We start from the raw sequence: 16999 nt of genomic DNA on the forward strand, positions 1-16999 counted from the left end.
TTGCGGTGTCAAGAGCGCTGGCGGCGAGCGGGCCGGGTACTCATCGCATCTGTCATTTAGGTGACAAATCGGGCGCTAGACCAATAGCTACGGGCGCAAACAGCTATTAATTTAGGAGCAATTTAACTGCACATCGAGCGACCTGCCAACTTACCCCAGCACTGACGCCGCATGCTGACGCCAGAACGCCGCGTCGGGCACAGTGCCGCGGCCCGCTGCCAGGTTGTCCAGCATGTGTTCGGGCCGGCTGGTGCCTGGGATGGTGCAGGTCACGGCCGGATGGCTAAGCACAAATTTCAAGAGTATTTGCGCCCAGCTGCTGCAGCCGATCTCAGCGGCCCACGCCGGCAGCGGCTTGCCGCGTTGGCGCCGCAGCAGTCCGCCGCCACCAAAGGGGCGATTAATCAGCACCGCCACGCCGCGCTGCTGCGCCAGCGGCAGCAGGCGCTCGGCCGCCGCGGTGTCGTCGAGCGCGTAGTTGATTTGCAGAAAATCCAGCTTCTCGGCGCGCAGCACCGCTTCGACTTCGGCATAAGCCGATTCGGTGTAGTGGGTGATGCCGACGTAGCGCACGCGCCCCGCCTCTTTCCAGCCGCGCAGCGTTGCCAGCTGGACGCGCCAGTCAAGCAGGTTGTGCACCTGCAGCAGGTCGATGCGCTGGCTGCGCAGCCGGGCAAAAGACTGCTCCAGCTGAGCCACGCCGGCGGCGCGCCCGCTGGTCCAGACCTTGGTGGCGATGAAAGCTTTGGCGCGGCTGCCGGCTGCAGCCAGCAGTTCGCCGGTAGTGGTTTCGGCGCGGCCATACATAGGCGAGCTGTCGAGCACCGAGGCGCCAGCAGCGAACAGCGTTTGCAGCACGCCCGGCAGCTGCGCGTATTCGGCGCTGCCGGGCGCCACATCAAAGCCGATGTAGGTGCCGCAGCCAATGATGGGCAGCGCTTCGCCGCTGGAGGGAATCGGGCGGGTATGGATGGAAGGCGACAGGGTAGGCGTCATGGGGGTGGCCGGTTGGGGTTGGGCGGTGCCGGTTTGCGCCAGCGCTTGGCGCCACCACGGTGCAGCGGCCAGCGCCGCGATGGCGCTGGCGGACTGGCTCAGCACGCGGCGGCGGCTGGCGGGTGCGGCGTGCTTCAGGGGCATGGGCATGGACGAAATGGGCCGGAAAGGAAAAGCGCAATGGCAATGGTGAAGACTATTAAAAACGAATGGGAAAACGCCGTCAATCCAGCGCCGTCACCTCGACCCGCATCTCGCCCATTTGCAGCGGCTGCGCGCCGTAGTCCGAAATAAAGGCCACATCGGTCGCGTCGTGGCCGTAGGCCAGCACGATGCGGCCGCCGCGTGGCGAGTCCTGCGTGGCGTCAAAGGTGTACCAGCGCCCGCCCACAAAGGCTTCAAACCAGGCGTGCAAATCCATCGGCTTAAGCCCATACAGATAGCCCACCACCATGCGCGCCGGAATCTGCAGGGCGCGGCACAACGCGATGCCGACATGGGCAAAGTCGCGGCACACGCCGGCGCCGTGCGCCAAGGTCTCCAGCGCATCGGTGCTGGCCGAGCTGACGCCGTATCTGTATTCAAGGTTGTGCTGGATCCACGCGCGAATTTTTTCCACTTGCGCATAGCCCGGTCGCGCATCGCCCACCAGCGACAGCGCCTGCTCCTGCATCTTGTCCGACGGGCAATAGCGGCTTTGCAGCAGGTAATGCAGTACGTTGTCGGGCAGCGCGGTCATCGGCGTGTGCGGCGCGTCCGGCGCCACGGCAATCTGCGTTTCCACTTCCATCGTCACCTCGACGGCGATGCGCATCTGGCCTCGCGGCACGATGAGGCGCTGGCACAGGTTGCCGTAGCTGTCAACGAACTCGGACACCGGCACCCACGGCTGCAGCTCGTAGCGGTCGCTGATAAGCCACTGTGTCTGGCCGCTGCGCGGGCGCAGCATGGCAATCATCGGGCAGTCCGATGCGGCGGTCAGGCTGAGGGTGCAGGCAGCTTTGAGCTTCATGGAATAAGAATGGAAAAAGGACCGGGCAAGGCAGGCAATGGCCGATGGAAATGTCGTCAGAGCTTAGCCGGAAGTCGCTGTTCGCGCCATCAGCGAGTGGGCCTGGGAACGCGCCCGCGACGTGACGCTGCGACGCGCTCTTCAGCGCGGCGGCTTGGCCACAAAGCCTATCGTAAGCCCCCGCGCCGTCACCGTGATGCTGCCGGGCTGCAGCCCCATCACATCGGCCAGTGCCAGGTCCTGCGGGCGCAGCGTGTGCAGCACAACTTCCTGCAGCGTCTGCTCGGCCAGCGTCGGCCCGTAGGCATCGAGCAGTTCGGACGGGCGCGGCGGCAGGTCGGCAAAGCGCAACGAATTGACGCGCAACTGGTGCGCGCGTATTGACTGGTCGCTGGCTTCGTAGCGCAGCGCAAAATCCAGATCGAAGGCGCCGGTGTAGCTGCGCCGCAGCGCTGGCCCGGCCGCTTGCACCACCATCTCGGTGCCCAGCCGGTTCTGCTCGGGCAGCAAGCGCAGGTGCGGCGCCTGCACGTTCAGATCGAGCAGCCCGGCCAGCGGATAGCGCCGCGGAAAACGCTGCGCCAGTGCCTGCTGCATTTGCTCGATCGACACCTTGTAGCTGGGCTGGCTGCCCGCGCCTGCGGCGGCCGAAGCGGCAGCCCCGCCCAACCACAGTGGCAGCGTCAACAAAAGTCTGCGTTTCATGGGTGTCCTTGCGTTCAATTTTTCGATCTTCAATTGTGCGCCCGGCGGCGCTGCGGCGCGCTGCCTACGCATCTATTGACTAGAGCAATAAATCGTCGACAAGATGACCTATCCAGGCTAGCGGGTTCAGATCAAAATATGGGCTGCTCAGCCACTGCACCGCATCGCGCTGTAGTGACGGGCCAGGCTTATGTGCAGCACCCGGCGCCCTTCATCCATGTCCGTGCAGGCTATCCGTCCGGCGACTACCCCGTCCCCTACCTCTTTACCAAAGGGTCGAACGCTTCCACCACGGCGCGACCCGGTGAAACCGCTGCGACGCCGTCTTGCTGGGTTGCACCGAGATCCGCTGATCATGCACGACAAGAAGCGCCCTTGCCCACACTGAACTCGACACGGCTGCAGGCGCAGGTGGCGCTGCGGCGGGCTGTGCAAATAGTCCGTTCTGAATAGCAGACCGGCCTGTAGCCCAATTTCTACGGGCGCAAGCAGCTATTTATTTAATAGCAATTAATTCTTCTCTGACCCCGCTGACCGGGGTAACCCCGCGACTAGCTACTTTTTATTTGCTTCGCCAAAAGTAAAGTAACTCAAAGAAAAGTAACTCGCCTGGCCGGCCCCGAAACTTAAAAACCGCCAATCTCCAACCGGCTATCGGCTATCGGCTATCGGCTATCGGCTGTAAAAGTCATGGCATTCCAATCGACTGGCTCAGGCAAAAAACCAGCGCGCGATTTATCGCCCCACCACGGACCAGCCCGCGTGCAGGTTGGTCTTGTCGTTCTCGTACTCCCACGCGGTGCCGCAGCGGTCGCAGCGGTAATTGGTGATGGTGATCAGGCCGTGCCTGCGCGTTTCATGGCGGTTGTCGCCCTGCAACAGTTCGGGGTGCCCGGGGGCGCGGCGCCAGTTGCGCTGGATGCCGGCGCACGAATCGCACAGCGTCATCTTCTTCAATTCGTTTTTGCGGTTCGGGTCTTGGGTCATGGTGCTGATCTCTTGAATGTTGGTGCTGGCCGGGCTTGGGGCGTGGTCTGCGAGTTGAGCCAATTGTCGCCGCTAGCCCCCAGGCCCACAAATAATCGCTTGACTTCGAGTGCACTCGAAGTTTTACAGTAGTGCCATGAACCAGCCCCTGAGCATTTCCAAAGCCGCTGAAGTCACGGGCTTGAGCGCCCACACGCTGCGCTACTACGAAAAGATCGGCCTGATCGCGACTGTGGATCGCCGCAGTGGCGCGCGCCGCTACAGCGAGGCCGATATGCGCTGGCTCGAATTTCTGGTGCGCCTGCGCGCCACCGGCATGTCGATGCGCGACATGCAGCTTTACGCGCAGCTGCTGCGCGAAGGCCTCGCACCCGCCAGCGCCGCCAAACGCCAAGTCATTCTTGAAGAACACGCCGAGCGCGTGGAGGCCGACATGAAGGCGCTAGGCGACACCCTCAAATACATCCGCAAAAAGATCCGCAGCTACAAAGAAATGCAGCTGGTGCCCAAAAGCGCGCCTGAGCCACGTCTCCACCTCCGTTCGGGCTGAGCCCTACCCCCTTCATTTCATTTCTGTCACCATCATCAAAGGACACACATGATGAAAACCCGCAAACTTGGCCGCAACGGCCCCGCCATATCTGCCATCGGTCTGGGCTGCATGGGCATGAGCGACTTCTACAGCAACCGCGACGATGCTGAGTCTGTTGCCACCATCCACCATGCGCTCGATCGCGGCCTAAATTTTCTCGACACCTCCGATGTGTATGGCCCGCACACCAACGAGCTGCTCATCGGCAAGGCCATCGCCGGCAGCTGCAAGGATGTTTTCATCGCCACCAAGTTCGGCATGAGCCGCGACCCGGCCAACCCTTCGGCACGTGGCATCAATGGCCACCCCGACTACGTCAAGTCCGCCTGCGACGCCAGCCTCCAGCGCCTGGGCATCGAGCAGATCGATTTGTACTACCAGCACCGCGTTGACAAGACCGTACCGATCGAAGAAACCGTGGGCGCCATGGCCGAGCTGGTCAAGGCCGGGAAGGTACGCTTTCTGGGCTTGTCTGAAGCCTCTGCTGCAACCATTGACCGCGCTTGCAAGGTGCACCCCATCGCCGCGCTGCAAAGTGAATATTCGCTGTGGACGCGTGACCCCGAAGTCACCGGAACGCTGGTCGCCTGCCGCAAAAACGGCGTGAGCCTGGTCGCCTATTCACCGCTGGGCAGGGGCTTTCTCACGGGTGCCTTTACCAAACCCGAAGACCTGCCCGAAGACGATTACCGCCGCCGCTTTTCGCCACGCTTTGAAAAAGACAACTTCACGCAAAACCTCAAGCTGGTTGAAAAGATAAAAGAGATCGGAGCCGCAAAAGGCGTCACCGCCTCACAGGTCGCGCTCGCCTGGGTTCTAGCCCAGGGCGAAGACATCATCCCCATCCCCGGCACCAAGCGCCGCACCTGGCTTGACCAGAACACATCTGCGCTGGATGTGGTGATGAGTGCAGCAGAGTTGGCAGAACTCGACAAGAGTTTTCCGCCCGATGCAGCTGCGGGCTTGCGGTACCCCGAGAGCTTTATTGGCTCTGTGAATGCATGATGAGATTTGCGGAAGTTAGGGTACGCGGAACTGGCGTTTACTCTGCCGCAGTGCCACTGCCCTGCGGCAAACGCAGGCTGCGCAAACGCTGGTGCGCCGCGTCTTCCAAATCCACCGGCAACTGTTGTTTGGCATTGAGGTAGTGGTTGGTGAACACATCCAGGTAAGCCTGCAGGGTTTGCGCCGGATGCGTTTCGCCAGCCAGCTCCAGGCACAGGGCAGCCACCTCGGAGGTGCAGAAGTGGTCATCACGCTTGGAGCGGCGCAGCCGGTAGTTGGAGAGTTGCTCGCTCTGCAGGCTGAGCACCGGCAGGTGGTCCAGGTAAGGGCTCTTGCGAAACATCTTGCGCGCCTCGGGCCAGGTGGCGTCTAGCAACACAAACAGTGGCCGCTTGCCCTTCTCGCCGTTTCGGGTTTCGGTGGGCAGCACGTCTGTCACCACCCGCTCGGCCGCCACAAACTCCCCCGGAAACACCAGATACGGCTGCCACTGCGGATCGGCCAGCAGGGCCAGCAGCGCAGGATCAACCTCGGTGCGCGCCCAGCCAAAGGCGAAAGTGCTAGCGACCACATCGGCAATCAGCCAGCCCGTGTTGCTAGGCTTGAGCGGCTCGATGTCGGCCATGATCAGGCACACACCCGCATGCACAGGCACTGCCGGGCGCAAGGCACACAGGCAGTGGCTAAGGATCAGGCGGCAACCGGCACAGCGCTCCCCGCGCGGACCGCCACGGGCCAGAAAGGGTTTGGAGCTGCGCGCCAGGCGCGCGGTGCGCAGGCGATTAACTGCGTGCGGCAGGGCGTGGGTGAGCATGGGCGCACTGTAGCAGCGGGACTCACTACACCCGCCGGTTACCATGGAACTCATCACACAAGGTTAGTCCTTGAGAAAGATTACGTTATGCACAAGAACTTTTGGCCGGACGCAATGCGGGCAGTTCGATTCGGTTTGACGGCCGCGCTGGTAGGCGCGGCGGTGGTGGCCTGTGGCGGCGGCGACGGCGGTGGCTCCGCGCCTCCGGTCTTGCAGGCCAACCCCACGACGCCGTGGGAACTGATGACTGCGGGCGATATTGCGCAGTGTCTTGCTCGACCTGCTGCCGACACCAATGCCGAGAAAACAGCACAGCTGGTCGAGCGCCAACTGGCCGGCGCCGGCGGCAACGCAAACGTGCTGACGCTTGGAGACAATGCCTATTTGGCCGGCGCCATGCTCGGCTACACCGATTGCTATGAGAAAACCTGGGGCCGGTTTATCGCTAAAACCTTCGCGATTCCAGGCAACCACGACTATGAAAATGGCAACAGTAATTACTACGATTACTTTGGCGCCAAGGCCAGCCCCGATGGCAAACGGACAGGCTACTACCGCATCGATCAAAGCGGCTGGACCGTATTTGCGCTGAACAGCAACATCGATGCGACAGCCGCGTCAGCCCAGGCACAGTGGCTCAAGCAAGAGCTGGCAACCGCGCAGCCCTGTGTCGCGGCGGCCTGGCACCACGCCCGATTCACATCGGGCAAGGACGGCGACAACACCACCATGACCGCCATGTGGGACATCCTGGACCAGGCCAAGGCCGATGTGGTGCTGCAGTCCCACTTGCACCAATACGAGCGCTTTGCCGCCATGACCTCCGACGGCACCCTGTCCGCCACCGGCGGCCTGCGCTCGTTTGTGGTGGGTACCGGCGGCGCGATAACTTCCGGTTTCGACACCGTACGTCCGGGCAGCGAGAAGCAGGCGCAAGCCTTCGGCGTAATGCGTTTGTCGCTGTCGGCAGGCAATGCCAAGTGGAAGTTTATTGACGTTGACAATGCCGTGCTGGACGAAGGCGCGTTTGATTGCCGCAAGAAAGCGTAATGGCTTATGCCCGTGGCGGGCCAGGCCTGTTTGCTTGCGCAGCCGGCCTGGGCTCGATGGAATTTTGACCGTCGCTTCCGCTTCAATTTCTAGTAATATCGGCTTGTAGCCCAATGAGTACGGGCGCTAGCAGCTATTAATTAAAGAGCAGACGATTTGGAGGAAGCCGGTCGGTGGTCACAAGGACTCAATTCGATCCCGCTCCTCAATTCCCTACCCATTTTTCGCAAGCCGTTCTGCAACCCTGGGGCATTGAAGTCCAGTACCCCGATGAGTTTGTGATGAACCAGTTGCAGTTGCACCAGATTCCTGTCTTGAGCGCGATCAAAAAAATGCGTGCCCGCTGAGCCAATCCTGCGCGCCCGGCGCAAGATTTGATCTTGGCGTTTGAGTTGCGTGGCTTGCCTGTGACGGCCGACTTGTTGCGTGAGGAAATACGTTGATTTGAGGCTGTCCAGCGGTGTCATTAGGCCCGCGGCAACATCTCAGGGCTTTTCACCATTGCTGGCAGGGCGACCAACGCCGTCAGCGCCCGCGGCCCAAGTTGGTCTTAATGAAATCTGCCCGCCAATTTTCCCGAATTTGCGTTCGATGGCTTTCGCCGTGGAAAGATGGGGGTGTCGCTGGGTTTAAAAACGATACTGACGCATCAGTACTTATTGTTTCAAACTTTGTCTCTTAAAAATCCAATGCGTATTCTCCACACCTCTGATTGGCATCTCGGCCAGCATTTCATAGGCAAGAGCCGGCAGGCCGAACATCAGGCGCTTATCGACTGGCTCCTGGTGCAGGTGGATGCACATGCGGTGGACGCAGTCTTGGTGGCCGGGGACATTTTTGACACAGGTAGCCCTCCCAGCTACGCCCGCGAGCTGTACAGCCAACTGGTCGTGCGGCTGCACACCGCCGGCGTTGCCTTGTTGCTGCTGGGCGGCAACCATGACTCGGTGTCCACCCTGGGCGAAAGCCGGGCGTTGCTGGCCTGTCTGAGCGCAACGGTGATTGGCGCAGCGGACGACCCCACTGCGCAGGTCGTGGTGTTGCCCAGGCGCGGCGGGCAGGGCGTGGCCGGCTGCGTCGTCTGCGCCATTCCTTTCATCCGCCCGCGTGATGTGCTGCAAAGCCAGCCGGGGCAAAGTGCCGAGGACAAACAGCAGTCCTTGCAGATCGCCATCCAGGCGCATTACGCCGCCGTGTTTGATGCCGCCAGCATCCACCGCGCAGCACTGGAGGCAGCGCTGGGCCGCAAGCTGCCGCTGATTGCCACCGGGCACCTGACCACGGTAGGGGCCAGCACCAGCGAGTCGGTGCGCGAAATTTACGTCGGCTCCCTGAATGCCTTTCCGACAACCGCCTTCCCAGTGGTTGACTACATCGCCCTCGGGCATATCCACCAGCCGCAAACGGTCGGCGGCTTCAACCACATTCGTTATTGCGGTTCCCCAATTCCGCTCGGTTTTGACGAGGTTCGCCAGCAAAAGCAGGTACTGCTGGTCGATCTGGATGCCAACGGCCTTCAAACCATCACGCCGTTGCCAGTACCCCGTTTTCAGGCCCTGGCATCGGTCAGCGGCAACCTGCTGGCGCTGGCCGAAAAGATTCGAGCAGCGGCCGCAGACGGCACGCCAGAGCGCCCGGTCTGGCTGGAGGTGACGGTGGCTGAAGACGACTATCTGGCCGACCTGCCAGCGCGCATTGAGGCGATGACGGAAGGGCTGCCGGTGGAAGTGCTGCGCATCCGTCGCCAACGCAGCAATGCGGCTGCCACCCTGGCCGCCGCAGCCCGTGAAACCCTGGACGAACTCAGCCCCCACGATGTGTTTGCCCGCCGCCTTGCCCAGGAGGAGTTGGCAGAAGAGTTGAAGCTCGCCTTGCATGAGCGCTACCGGTCCATCGTCACCAGCCTGCAAGAGGGCCACGCATGAAAATTCTTTCACTGCGCCTGAAGAACCTGAATTCGCTCAAAGGCGAATGGACCATCGACTTCACCCAGCCGCCGTTTGCGGGCAATGGTCTGTTTGCCATTACCGGGCCGACCGGCGCGGGCAAATCGACCCTGCTCGACGCCATCTGCCTGGCGCTGTACCACGAGACGCCGCGCCTGAAAAGCATTTCGGCATCGGCCAACGACATCATGACGCGCCACACCGCCGACTGCCTGGCCGAGGTGAGCTTCGAGGTCAAGGGCGCCGTCTACCGCGCCTTCTGGAGCCAGCGGCGCGCCCGCGACAAAGTGGACGGCGCGCTGCAGGCGCCCAGGGTCGAACTTGCCACGGGTGCGGGCGCGATTCTCAGCAGCCAGAGCAACGACAAGCTCAAACGCATTGAAGCCATCACCGGCCTCGACTTTCCGCGCTTCACCAAATCCATGCTGCTGGCCCAGGGCGGTTTTGCCGCGTTTCTGAACGCCAGCGCCAATGAGCGCGCCGAATTGCTGGAGGAGCTGACGGGCACTGAAATCTACGGCGAGATCTCGAAAAAGGTGTACGAACAGGCAAGGGATGCCAAGCAGCAACTGGACCAATTAAAAGCCCGTGCCGATGGCATGGAGTTGCTGACCGCCGAGCAGCACGAAGCCATGCAGCGCGATGCCGACCGCCTGGGCATCGAACTGGCGGGCGTGCAGAGCGCTCACCAAACCAGCTTGGTGCAACGCCAGTGGCAGCTCAATCGCCTGCAAAACGCGCAAGACATTCAGGCCACCGAGGCCAAACGCGATGCTGCCTATGCCGCGCTGGAAGCCGCCGCGCCAGAACTTCGCCGCCTGGCGGACAGTGCGCCCGCGCAAGCCCTCAAGCCGCTGCACCAGGCGTGGCAGCAAGCGCAAGTGGCGTGTAGCGGCAGCGAAAGCGCGTTGGCAGCGCTGCAGCTTGATTTGAAGCGCCAGCAAGCGGCGCACTACCAGCAGCACGACCTCGCCCAATCCGTCGCGGGCCGCATTGCCAGCGACGCTGAGAAGCAGTTGAAGCTGAAGCAAAGTCAACGCCAGCAACTCGACGACTTCTGCACCGCTCACCCGCAGCGCGCCGCACTGGGCGAACGCCTGGGTGCCTGGCGGCAACAGTTTGACCAACGCCTGAAGCTGCAGCAAAGCCTGGGCACACAGAACAGGGCTTTGCAAACACTCAGCACCGAACAGGGCGAGCGTTCCAGCCAAATAGTCGTCCAACGCTCGCTTGTCGAAACAGCGACCCAAGCCAAAACCGCGTTTGAGGCCGCGCGGCACACTGCGCAGACAGCGCAAAACCTGCGCCTGGCAGGCCAAACACTGGCGGCCATGCGCGAGCAGTGCCAAACCGAACAAGCCAACGTCCACTGCTGGCAGCAAACAGAGACCCTGGCCCGCCAGCGCCGCGCACTGGCCACCCGACACATTGCGCTGACGGCAGAACAGCAGCAGGCCGCAGCCACCATCGCGCCGCAAGAGGCCGCAGTGATTGCCCTGCGCGAGCAGTACAAAAACTTGAAAGAGCAAGTTACCGACAAGCAAAAACTGCTTGACCAGGAACACCGCATTCAAAGCCTGGACACGCACCGACTGGCGCTGCAGCCCGGCGACGCCTGCCCCTTGTGCGGCGCCACGGAACACCCCGCCATTGACGCCTACCAAGCGCTTGACGTATCCAGCACCGCCGCCGCCTTGAAAGACAAGCAGGCCGCGTTGGATGCTTCGGTGGTGGACGGTCAAAAAGCCTCAGCCGAGTTGACTGCCAGCCAAGTCAGTCAAGCCAGCCGCCTCAAGCAGCAAGCGCAAATTGGCCAAGACATTGGCCAGTGGCTGGTGGACTGGACCGAGTTAACCGCGCCCATCACAAGCCCGCGCGCCCTGGCCGCAGACGACTGGCAAAACGCAGAAGGATTGAGCGCGGCCCGCGCCGCCGCTGCGCAGGCCCTGAACCAAACCACTCAAAGCCTGCAAACCGCCGAGGCGGGAGAACAAGCGCTGCACCGGGCGATGGACGCGGTCAACCAAAGCGCCCAGGCGCTGCAGACCGCCACCAACCAGCTGGAGCGCCTGCAACAGGCCGAGCAAGACGCCCTGGCCCGCCAGGGCACATTGAAGGCGGCGCTTCAGTCCGGCCAGGATGACCTTGCCGCGCTGGAGGCAAGCCTCCACGCCACGCTGGCGGAGGCGGGCTACGGCCTGCCAGTCGAATCTGCACCGTGGCTGAAAGAACGCGAAGGCGAATGGCAGCAGTGGCAGCAAATGCAAGGCCAGCTGCAGGAACTGGCGCAGGCCATCACCCGCCAGCACGCGCAATGCGAAGCAGCGCAGACGCAGACCACACTGTGGGTGCAGCGCTGGGGCATTTTGCGGGCCAGCTTTGATGGCGATACGGTTTCGCCTTCCCCACTCATGGTCGAGGCCGGGGGTGATTTGCCCACGGTTCTCACGCAACGCGCGAATGAAATCGACCGGCTGTCGCGGGCCATTGCTGCTTTGCAGGGCCGACAGGCCCAAGTGCAAGGCAACCTGGCACAACAAGGCCCGGCCTTGGCCGATGCAGACAACGCCTGGCAAATGGCGCTTGCCACCAGCCCGTTTGCCAACGCGATGGCTTTTGAGGCGGCCCTGTTGTCTGCGCCAGACCGCCAGCAACTGATCGCGTTGAAAGAGTCGCTGCAAACCGTGCACCAGCAGGCCATGGCCCTGCTGCAGGCCGCACATGACCGGCAAACCCGATTGGAAGAACAGGCCTTGACGGCGTTGTCTCTGGACGACCTGGTTGCGCAATTGGCCGTGCTGGAAGAACAACGCAGCACCCTCAGCCAGCAAATAGGCGCCCAGCGCGCCCTGCTGGCCAAAGACGAGCAACACCGTAAAAGCCAGCAGGCGCTGTTTGAACAAATCGGCGCGCAGACCACCGAGACTGATATCTGGCAACGGCTTGACAGCCTGGTCGGCTCCGCCAAGGGCGACAAATACCGAAAATTTGCGCAGGGGCTGACGCTGGATCACCTGCTGCATCTGGCCAACCGCCACCTTGCGCGCCTGCATGGCCGCTACCTGCTGCGGCGCAAACAGACCGGTGAACTGGAACTGGACATCGTCGACGGCTGGCAGGGCGACGTGGCGCGCGACACGCGCACCCTGTCTGGCGGCGAAAGCTTTTTGGTCAGCCTGGCCCTGGCGCTGTCGCTGTCTGATTTGGTGAGCAACAAGACTTCCATCGACTCCCTGTTTCTGGACGAAGGCTTTGGCACGCTGGACAGCGACACCCTGGAGATCGCCTTAAGCGCCCTCGACACCCTGAACGCCAGCGGCAAGATGATCGGCGTCATCAGCCATGTGGAAAGTTTGAAAGAACGCATTCCCGCGCAGATCCGGGTCGAGAAGGGTGGCGGGATTGGGCATTCAAAGCTACTGTTCTAGGCGCTTTCAAAAACGTCTGTGCGCTCATCTCAACCGTATATCTAATAGTACTTGTCGTTCACGGAGTGAATATCTGTCCCATGATGACTTCGAGTTCCGGTGTCTGCACGCCCGCTAGGTCGAGCACTTGGCAAAGTGCAAGCACTTCATCCCTGCTCTTCACCAATTTACAGAACGATTGAGCCATAGACGGTTTGTCCCCTCCTGTCACTGTATCGGGGTAGTACTCTTCAATTGCACCCTTCTCCAGCACAAATATTCCCCTTGTTCGAAGTGCAGCTAAAAGCCCGCGCTTTTGAAAAACTATGTCTGCCCTTGAGTTGTCAGAAAGCACTTCAAGGCGTGGCAGTGTCTTTTGGAATAGAAAGATCTCGTCGAGGATTCTGCATTGTTCCGCAACGTCCGCCGCCGTCCGCGCCTCGACAAGTGCACGGTGAAGCACCTTAACCCTTTCACGCTGGAATTCTTCTTTTAGTAATTTAGGATTTGGAATGGCCAGAAGGTTCTCATCCGCAATTATTTTGTCCACTGCCACTAGCAAATCTGATCGCATTGCTTTCATTTCGTCAGAAGGATCAGTTTTGTCAAATCCATCTAGCAGGACATCCAGGTCCGACACCAACATAATATTTACGTTGAATTTTGAGAAAAAATCGCGGTATCGTTTGAAGCTGCCCTTCCCGTTTATTTTCACTAGGCTAATAGAATTGGCCTTCAGATCCCATTGGGCATTAATCATTTTTGCGATATGCGGAAGGGCAATAAGCTCGCTATCCCCCTCCACCAAAATGACCCTGCGGGAGAAGAAAGCATGGCTGCCTGTTTCAAAAGAAATAATTTGAAACTGATCTTTGGTCGGCATGTCATTTAAATCAATGGTGAGACAAATGCTCTGGGGTTTTACCTGCTCCGGCAAACGCTGCTTATAGATCTTAATGAACGTCTTTGTAATAGTTGGTGAGAAAAACAGGGGGGAATGAGTTGTTACCAATACCTGTTGGGTTTTGGAAATGAGCGAAAGAGCTTCGAATAAGATATTCTGAGCTTGAGGGTGCAGGTATAGCTCTGGCTCTTCAAAGAGAAATAAAAATTTGTCTTTGGTCGTTTTTGGTTTGTCGTCAGGCTTTTTCCAGTCCGCCTGCTGAGATAGCTGAACATAGGTGCGCAGAATACTAAAGGTAATGGCGCGTTTAAAACCATCGCCTTTATTTTCGACTGGCCCCCTCATGCCATCGTCAGCAACAATAGTTGCATTCGATAGGATTGATTTCACCTCGGGCGGGGGAATGTTGATCTCGATGGAAACATCTCTAAATGTTTCTTGAAGATTTTTCTGAATCGTCGCCTCTATCGCCTTCACTCTTTCCATGCGTTCATCGGAAACTTGACCATCAGCCCCTGTGATGCGGTTCAATTTTTTTCGAAGTGCCTCAAAGGTTTCGACTGCGTCTGAAAGATCAGTTTCAATGACCTCCAACAGGATGTGTAAAAGTTTTCCAAATGACGCACTCTCTTTAGTTTTGAGATCGTCTGAAAAGTCTTTAACCGCAGGGATGTATACCGGTTCAGGCAGTATTCCTCGAATACTGTTGTCGATCCCTGTTGGAAGTGCTATGTCGGCCAGGATCAATTTATCTGGTGGTAATTCGGATACATATTTGTCAATAAGTTCTTTTGCTGCCTTTTGTGTGGTCAGGGCGTTAGTCACTTCAACCGATGCAACCTCGGGGTAGAAGGCTTGTAATGTGTCGCCGAGTTCCTTACCTTTTTTTCCCTTAAAAGCCTCTTCGATTTTTTCTTCGCGGAATTTTTTTTCGTTAGGGATGCTTGTGACAATTCGTAGTTTTGAAGTGCCGTCAGTCGCGTATCGCCGTGCCAGTGTTATCGAAGTGTCTGTGACATATTTCTCAATCTTCTTCTTATTTTCTTCGCCAATTTTGTCGAGAATGTTGTCTGTTAATCCTGAAAAAATACCAGTTATTAGAATTTCCTTTTTAGAATCAAAGTATTCGTGAGGTGAGAGTTTCGTACCATTTATTAGAAGCAAAACTGATTGCAATAGAGTGGACTTGCCCGAGTTGTTTTCTCCGATGACGCAAGAGAAGTCGTCGAGTTTTGAACATGCGTGCACGAGCCCCTTGTAGTTTTCAACTTCGATATGTTCTAGTTTCATCAGTTGTACCTGTTTGATTGAAAGATGGTTATTGCGGTGATAGCAATCTGGCAAAGCGACTGTTTCCACAGAGAGTAATCACCAACCTCTGCGTAGCCCGCGTCGCCGCCACATAAAACACCCGCGCGGCCTCCTGCTCGTCTTCGCCCTCGGCGGGCATGTGGCCCACGCCGGGCAGTGCCACCACCGGGAACTCCAGGCCTTTGCTCACCTTCATGGTCATGATCTGGATGGTGTCGGCACCGGGGTTGAAATCGCCCGTTCGCTTCCGCGCGTTGAAGGGCAGCTTGCGCTGGTGCAGGGCATCGGCGCACAGATCCATGGTTTTCCAGTCTGCGCACAGGATGGCCATGTCTCCCCAAGCGTGCCCTTCTTGGTGTGCAGCGCCCAGGTGGTCGGCAATCGCGAATGCTTCTTCCCGCAAGCTGGGCAGTTTGATGATGATGGGCGCTTGCCCGTCGCGCCCGCAGCTGACCGGCTTGACCAGCGGAATGCCGTCTTCGTCTTTGTCGTCCGCCGTCAGCAGGTCCGCCGCAATCAGGCTGGCAGTTTGCAGAATCTGCCGGGTGTTGCGGTAGTTGATTCTCAAGATCGTGGTGCGGCCTTGCGCCTGCACGCCGACGCTTTTGAAACTGAAATTTTTGCTGCGGCTGCGCTCGTAAATGCTTTGCGCGTCGTCGTAGAGCAGCAGCAAGCTGTTGGTGGTGGGGTCCACCATCTGCGTCACCAGCCTGAGCCATTCGGGGGCAAAGTCATGGCCTTCGTCAATCAGGATGGCCTGGTACTGGCCCGACGGAATCTGGCTGCGGTCAACGCCGTGAATGACGCGTTGAACCAGCTCTGCAACGTACTGCTCGCGCCCGACCTGACCGGGCAGCGTTTGGCCATACGTGACCAGTTGGTCCCGGCACCACTTGTGAAAATGCCGCGCATGCACCATGCCGGACAGCCCCTTGGCCTCCATGCTGGATGCCAGCTTGACGGCCAACGGCTCGTTGTAGCAAAGAATCAATATCGGTTTGGACGCGGGCGTGTGGGCCTTGGCCAGGTACTCGGCGCGGTAGCCGAGGATCATGGTTTTGCCGGAGCCGGCCACGCCGTGAATCACGCGGTGGCCGTCGCCCAGGCTGCGGGCGAGCTGCTCCTGCTGCAGGTCCATCACGCGCAGCATGTCGGGGAATTCGGCGTCGGGGTCGTTGTCGTCAAACAGGGCGCCCTGCGTTTGCACGCGCACCTGCGGAAACATGTTCCAGCGCACGCGGTCCAGCTGCGGCAGTGACATGAGGCCGCCGCCAAAGGTATGCGGAAACATGTGCCAGAGCCGCTGCTGAAATTCTTCTAAGCCAGCGGTTTCAAGCATTTCGTCCTGACAAATCACATAGTGCGGCTCAATCGCCTCGCCCAGCCCGGCGGCGTCGAACTGCTTGCGCGTGATGCGGGTAAAAACCACGCCATGGCCCCACGGAAAGGCGAGCTTGCCCTGGTGCCGGCCTTCGGCATGAACCAGCTGCGGGTCGCGCTCTAGGGCGTTCACCACTTGAATTGCGCAAAACCGCGCTTGCGCCAGCGGGCTCATGACCGCCTTGACGCGCCCGTCCACCAGAATGTCCCACGCCTGCCGGGTGGCTTGCTGGATAGTCTCCAGCTTCCAGTCCTTGGTTTCCAGAATCAAGAGGCCGCGCCGGGGATGCAGCACCACAAAGTCGGGGTGCGACTGCTTGGGGCCGACCGGCACGTCGTACCAGAGCAAATAGTCGTCATCGAGCTTTTGCTCCAGCCGCTCGGCCAGCCGGCGCTCGCCGGGGGTCATTCGCGACACGCAGGAGCCGATTGCAGGAATAAGCGTCGCCATTCGGCTGTTTTACCGGTAAAAAATGGCGTTAGCCCAATAACCACGGGCGCAAGCAGCTATCAAAAGCATAGTTTCATGCGTCATGACTGCAACCCTGTCGGGGAATTAAAAGCTGTCATCCGCAAGCCACCAACCTTTCAATACATTCGCTAACATTTTGTAACTCACCATCATGCGGCCAAAGAGGCCCTACCGCCAGCATGGAATGAAGGCATTGGTATTCAAATGCGCAAATAAACCTGGTGAATCGGCTAAATAGAACGCCGGGCGTGCGCGTTCGCGCCAAGGCGCTGGCGCAGACAAGCCCGGTATTGCTCTGGATCAAAAGCCGCCGGCAACCGGCGGCAGCGGGGCAGGCATGGGCGTATGCAGCGGCAGGATTTGCGGTTTTAGATTTTCGTTCCTGGCGTCACGACATCAAAGTGCAAGCCGAGGAAAC

General features: G+C 59.7%; 13 protein-coding genes. 6 read left to right on the top strand and 7 right to left on the bottom strand.

The window, feature by feature from the left end:
• Positions 1 to 150: 150 nt before the first annotated feature.
• From HHJ18_RS16360 to HHJ18_RS16375, 4 genes are all read right to left on the bottom strand, one after another.
• Positions 151 to 996 carry an aldo/keto reductase gene (locus tag HHJ18_RS16360; protein WP_296917356.1) on the bottom strand — a complete coding sequence of 282 codons (846 nt, stop codon included), beginning with the start codon at positions 994 to 996 and terminating at the stop codon, positions 151 to 153.
• Between the two features lie 223 nt (positions 997 to 1219).
• Positions 1220 to 2008: a transglutaminase family protein gene (locus HHJ18_RS16365; RefSeq protein ID WP_296916909.1), complete on the bottom strand. Its 789-nt coding sequence runs from the start codon at positions 2006 to 2008 to the stop codon at positions 1220 to 1222.
• Positions 2009 to 2149: 141 nt separating this feature from the next.
• Entirely contained in the window at positions 2150 to 2713 is a 564-nt protein-coding gene (locus tag HHJ18_RS16370; protein ID WP_296916910.1) for a DUF1439 domain-containing protein, read from the bottom strand.
• Positions 2714 to 3448: 735 nt separating this feature from the next.
• Entirely contained in the window at positions 3449 to 3700 is a 252-nt protein-coding gene (locus tag HHJ18_RS16375) for a hypothetical protein (protein ID WP_296916911.1), read from the bottom strand.
• 136 nt (positions 3701 to 3836) lie between these two features.
• Here HHJ18_RS16375 and HHJ18_RS16380 point away from each other — a divergent pair, with 136 nt between their 5' ends.
• The gene (locus tag HHJ18_RS16380; protein ID WP_296916912.1) at positions 3837 to 4250 is read left to right on the top strand and encodes a MerR family transcriptional regulator; all 414 of its coding nucleotides are present in this window, start codon (positions 3837 to 3839) and stop codon (positions 4248 to 4250) included.
• A 48-nt stretch (positions 4251 to 4298) separates the two neighbouring features.
• Positions 4299 to 5297, top strand: a complete 999-nt coding sequence (locus HHJ18_RS16385) for an aldo/keto reductase (RefSeq protein ID WP_296916913.1) — start codon at positions 4299 to 4301, stop codon at positions 5295 to 5297.
• 37 nt (positions 5298 to 5334) lie between these two features.
• On the opposite strand, the gene HHJ18_RS16390 is transcribed toward HHJ18_RS16385, so the two are convergent.
• Positions 5335 to 6111, bottom strand: a complete 777-nt coding sequence (locus tag HHJ18_RS16390; RefSeq protein WP_296917358.1) for a tRNA-uridine aminocarboxypropyltransferase — start codon at positions 6109 to 6111, stop codon at positions 5335 to 5337.
• An 87-nt stretch (positions 6112 to 6198) separates the two neighbouring features.
• On the opposite strand from HHJ18_RS16390, the gene HHJ18_RS16395 reads away from it, so the two are divergent.
• The 4 genes from HHJ18_RS16395 to HHJ18_RS16410 all read left to right on the top strand — a co-directional run bounded on the left by HHJ18_RS16395 (position 6199) and on the right by HHJ18_RS16410 (position 12535).
• Complete coding sequence (locus tag HHJ18_RS16395; RefSeq protein WP_296916914.1) at positions 6199 to 7161, top strand: metallophosphoesterase; 963 nt, start codon at positions 6199 to 6201, stop codon at positions 7159 to 7161.
• A 173-nt stretch (positions 7162 to 7334) separates the two neighbouring features.
• A complete protein-coding gene (locus tag HHJ18_RS16400; RefSeq protein WP_296916915.1) occupies positions 7335 to 7508 on the top strand; it encodes a hypothetical protein in 174 nt (57 codons plus the stop codon).
• 342 nt (positions 7509 to 7850) lie between these two features.
• Positions 7851 to 9086, top strand: a complete 1236-nt coding sequence (gene sbcD / locus HHJ18_RS16405) for an exonuclease subunit SbcD (protein ID WP_296916916.1) — start codon at positions 7851 to 7853, stop codon at positions 9084 to 9086.
• Positions 9083 to 12535, top strand: coding sequence for an AAA family ATPase (locus HHJ18_RS16410; RefSeq protein ID WP_296916917.1), 3453 nt, complete (start codon positions 9083 to 9085; stop codon positions 12533 to 12535). Before sbcD ends, HHJ18_RS16410 begins: the two co-directional genes overlap by 4 nt.
• 58 nt (positions 12536 to 12593) lie before the next feature.
• Here the strand turns inward: HHJ18_RS16410 and HHJ18_RS16415 are convergent, their stop codons facing one another.
• Positions 12594 to 14708, bottom strand: a complete 2115-nt coding sequence (locus HHJ18_RS16415) for an AAA family ATPase (RefSeq protein WP_296916918.1) — start codon at positions 14706 to 14708, stop codon at positions 12594 to 12596.
• A gap of 28 nt (positions 14709 to 14736) precedes the next feature.
• A complete protein-coding gene (locus tag HHJ18_RS16420) occupies positions 14737 to 16560 on the bottom strand; it encodes a 3'-5' exonuclease (protein WP_296916919.1) in 1824 nt (607 codons plus the stop codon).
• Between the last annotated feature and the right edge of the window lie 439 nt (positions 16561 to 16999).

Source organism: Polaromonas sp. (assembly GCF_012927455.1).
In the GTDB taxonomy this organism is placed as follows: Bacteria; Pseudomonadota; Gammaproteobacteria; order Burkholderiales; family Burkholderiaceae_C; genus Polaromonas.